We start from the raw sequence: 3859 nt of genomic DNA, 5'->3' as shown, positions 1-3859 counted from the left end.
TCAGGGTGAAGTGTGTCTAATCAACAGGGTTTTCGGTCTCTAAGCACTTTTTAAAGGGAACATCATCGACTCAAATCACTATTTGCAACAGTGCCGTTTAAATTCATGATCACCAAAATTTTCTAGGATAAGAGCATTCATCATCTTATTCATAGTTATTCCTTATTCTTAACTGGGGGATGATATGCACAGTACCAAAATAAATTAATCCAATAAATGATATTTATAGGATTTAATAATTCCTAAATAATGAATAATAAATATCATCCGCTCACTAAAAATATTCTAGTACAGTCTGTAAAGGCAGTTTAATCTAAACTGTCGGTAGTATTTTCAAGGCTTGAAACGTTCAAAATATCTACAAAGTGGCTAAAATTTGAAACATAATTCTAAAAGGTCACAGCATCACAAAGAACATGAGCCAAAATAAAAAAATGGGAGCTGAAAGTCCCATTCTTTGTGACTTTAGCATCAGCTCTACGATGTTAATTTAAAAAAAAACTAAAAACAGGGATAGAAAATTTTCGCTAAAGGTCTTTTTGATTTTCGATTTATAAAAAATATTGCTTTTTTTATACTATGGGGTACTATAGTATTAATGCTAGCAAGTAAGGAGGTCTGATGCCTAATCAGGTTGAAGACAAAAAAAAGATTCTTCTACGCGTCAGAAAGATCAAAGGTCAGACGCAAGCGATTGAAAAAGCGTTAGAAGACAATGTGGAATGTGGTGCAATTCTGCAACAAATATGCTCTGTGCGTGGTGCTATTAATGGTTTAATGAATGAAATGTTGGAGGTTCATTTAAAGGACACTTTAGTATCAGGTGAAACTACAGAACAACAACGAAAAGAAGAATTGGCTGAAATCGCCAAGATTCTAAAATCATATTTAAAATAGATCTGTATAAGGAATTATTCCATGAAGTCACGTGCTGCTGTTGCGTTTGGTCCTGGTCAACCTCTTCAAATTGTTGAAGTTGATGTTGCACCACCGAAGAAAGGTGAAGTATTAATCAAGATCTCCCATACCGGTGTGTGTCATACAGACGCATTTACTTTATCTGGCGATGATCCTGAAGGTGTTTTTCCTGCTATTCTCGGGCATGAAGGTGCTGGTGTTGTAGTTGAGGTTGGTGAAGGCGTGACTAGCGTCAAACCAGGTGATCACGTAATTCCACTTTACACTGCTGAATGTGGCGAGTGCGTATTCTGTAAATCTGGAAAATCGAACTTGTGTATTTCCGTTCGCGAAACTCAAGGTAGAGGTGTAATGCCAGATGGTACCACTCGTTTTTCCTACAATGGTCAACCGATTTATCACTATATGGGCTGCTCAACGTTCAGTGAATACACTGTAGTGGCAGAAGTATCATTGGCTAAAATCAATCCTGAAGCCAATCACGAACATGTCTGCTTACTGGGTTGTGGTGTCACAACGGGTATCGGTGCAGTACACAACACGGCTAAAGTACAAGAAGGTGATAGTGTTGCGGTCTTTGGTTTAGGTGGTATTGGTCTGGCAGTCGTACAAGCCGCACGTCAAGCTAAAGCAGGGCGTATTATTGTAGTTGACATGAATCCAGATAAATTTGCGCTGGCAAAAGAATTTGGTGCAACGGACTTCTTGAACCCTAAAGACTACGACAAACCAATCCAGCAAGTCATTGTCGAAATGACTGGCTGGGGTGTAGATCATTCATTTGAATGTATTGGTAACGTGAATGTAATGCGTGCAGCCCTTGAAAGTGCACACCGTGGCTGGGGACAATCCGTAATTATTGGTGTAGCTGGCGCAGGTCAGGAAATCTCTACCCGTCCATTCCAGCTTGTTACTGGTCGTAAATGGCTAGGTTCTGCCTTTGGTGGCGTAAAAGGTCGTACGCAACTTCCAGGAATGGTTGAAGATGCCATGAACGGTAAAATTCAATTAGAACCATTTGTGACACATACGATGGGCTTGGATCAGATCAATGAAGCCTTTGATCTAATGCATGAAGGTAAGTCAATTCGTACTGTAATTCATTACGAATAATTCCGTCAGACCTTATACTTTTCCATGCATGTGCATCATGAATGACATGCATGGAATTCTCCAAAACGGCACATCATCTGTAAAACAGATCTATCTGTGTAGGCATCGTGTATAGGTTCAATCAACCTGCCTACATTTTAAATCTTTATCACTATTCTCTGTGGAGAATGTCGGACTCTTTGTTTACTCGATTTCTCATGAAGTCTTGCTCAACATAGGTAATTGATTATGGAAATAATTGAGAAACATGCTTCTTTTGGTGGATCGCAAGAAGTGTATCGCCATCAGTCAATAGCATTAAACTGTTCAATGAAATTCTCAATATATCTGCCACCTCATGACAAAGATGAGCGGTTGCCAGTTTTATATTGGTTATCAGGACTGACTTGCAACGAACAGAACTTTATTACTAAAGCCGGAGCACAAAAGTATGCGGCTGAACATAAAGTCATTATTGTTGCACCAGATACCAGCCCACGTGGAGAAGATGTACCAGATCATGCAGATTATGATTTAGGCCAAGGTGCAGGATTCTATGTGAATGCAACACAAGCACCTTGGTCACAGCATTTCAAAATGTATGATTATATTGTGGAAGAGCTCAGAAATCTGATTGACCTAAATTTTCCGACCAATCAAGTCCAAAGTATTATGGGTCATAGCATGGGTGGTCATGGTGCATTAGTAATTGGGTTAAAAAATCCTGAGCTGTATAAAAGTATTTCTGCTTTTGCACCGATTGTTGCACCTAGCCAAGTACCTTGGGGGAAAAAGGCTTTCACACATTACCTAGGTGAAACCGAAACTTTATGGAAAAGCTATGATGCGATTGAATTAATCAAAAACGCTGAAGTTCATATACCTATTTTAGTCGATCAGGGAACAGCTGATGATTTTCTTGAAGAACAGTTAAGGCCTAAGCTTCTTAGTGATATGTGTTTGGAACAAGAATATCCTCTTACACTTAACCTAAGAGAAGGGTATGACCATAGCTATTACTTCATTGCGAGCTTTATAGAGAAACATATAGAGTTTCACAGCAAACTCCTAGCTAAATAACTTTGATAGATATGAGGATGTACATGTTGTTCTTGAATGCTTCTTGAGCAATATAATTTTCAGATGAAGAGGTCAGCTTATAAATCTAAGGTAGAGTCAATTGATCCTTATATAACTAAGATTGAATTTAACCATCTCATATCTTAATTTTTTGATTCAAATGTTAATGATATTAACTTGAATAAATTCATAGCATTATGTCGGAATAAAAAAACAGATTTTGGCTCAGCTATGGGATTTTTTTTTAACTTTTATACAACAAAACTTTCTGACATGCATACATTAGCAATGTCAGAATCAGTTTTAATTCTAGTCAATTGTGGAGTTTTAGTCATGCTTAAAACAGCTTTATATGTCCGCCTTGAAGCTAAACCGGGTAAAGAAGACGAAGTGGAAGCTTTCCTTAAAGCCGGTTTACATATTGTAATGGAAGAACCTGCGACAGTTGCGTGGTTTGGCCTACGTCTTGGACCTACAACATTTGGTATATTTGATGCATTTCCTGATGAGGCGGGTCGCCAAGCACATCTATCTGGCAAGGTTGCAGCTGCTTTGATGGCTCAGGCCGATGAGCTATTTTCAGAGCCACCGTCTATTGAAAAAGTAGATGTTTTGGCGAGTAAACTACCAGCTTAAACCGACGCTTAAATGTATGAGTGTGCTGCCTGAAATTTGGCACTGTTGCAAATAGTGATTTGAGTCGATGATGTTCCCTTTAAAAAGTGCTTAGAGACCGAAAACCCTGTTGATTAGACACACTTCACCCTGA

4 protein-coding genes are annotated in these 3859 nt (G+C 38.6%); all 4 read left to right on the top strand.

The genetic code is table 11. From position 1 onward, the window contains the following. The first annotated feature begins 621 nt into the window (after positions 1-621). The 4 genes from N518_RS0114965 to N518_RS0114950 all read left to right on the top strand — a co-directional run bounded on the left by N518_RS0114965 (position 622) and on the right by N518_RS0114950 (position 3726). Positions 622-897 carry a metal/formaldehyde-sensitive transcriptional repressor gene (locus N518_RS0114965; RefSeq protein ID WP_001133624.1) on the top strand — a complete coding sequence of 92 codons (276 nt, stop codon included), beginning with the start codon at positions 622-624 and terminating at the stop codon, positions 895-897. Between the two features lie 21 nt (positions 898-918). Beyond that, positions 919-2031: an S-(hydroxymethyl)glutathione dehydrogenase/class III alcohol dehydrogenase gene (locus N518_RS0114960; protein ID WP_004897268.1), complete on the top strand. Its 1113-nt coding sequence runs from the start codon at positions 919-921 to the stop codon at positions 2029-2031. Positions 2032-2259: 228 nt separating this feature from the next. After that, positions 2260-3090 (top strand): S-formylglutathione hydrolase, encoded by an 831-nt coding sequence (gene fghA / locus N518_RS0114955; RefSeq protein WP_004897267.1) that lies wholly within the window; start codon positions 2260-2262, stop codon positions 3088-3090. A 333-nt stretch (positions 3091-3423) separates the two neighbouring features. Further along, complete coding sequence (locus N518_RS0114950; RefSeq protein WP_004897265.1) at positions 3424-3726, top strand: putative quinol monooxygenase; 303 nt, start codon at positions 3424-3426, stop codon at positions 3724-3726. The last annotated feature ends 133 nt before the right edge of the window (positions 3727-3859 follow it).

The sequence above is a fragment of the Acinetobacter sp. UNC436CL71CviS28 genome (assembly GCF_000620525.1).
Lineage (GTDB): Bacteria > Pseudomonadota > Gammaproteobacteria > Pseudomonadales > Moraxellaceae > Acinetobacter > Acinetobacter radioresistens.
The sequence above is the reverse complement of the archived record's forward strand: the minus strand, read 5'-3'. Positions and strand labels throughout refer to the sequence as shown.

Coding starts and splice junctions, on each gene's coding strand:
- N518_RS0114965 (WP_001133624.1), top strand. CDS start 622: ATGCCTAATCAGGTTGAAGACAAAAAAAAGATTCTTCTACGCGTCAGA.
- N518_RS0114960 (WP_004897268.1), top strand. CDS start 919: ATGAAGTCACGTGCTGCTGTTGCGTTTGGTCCTGGTCAACCTCTTCAA.
- fghA (WP_004897267.1), top strand. CDS start 2,260: ATGGAAATAATTGAGAAACATGCTTCTTTTGGTGGATCGCAAGAAGTG.
- N518_RS0114950 (WP_004897265.1), top strand. CDS start 3,424: ATGCTTAAAACAGCTTTATATGTCCGCCTTGAAGCTAAACCGGGTAAA.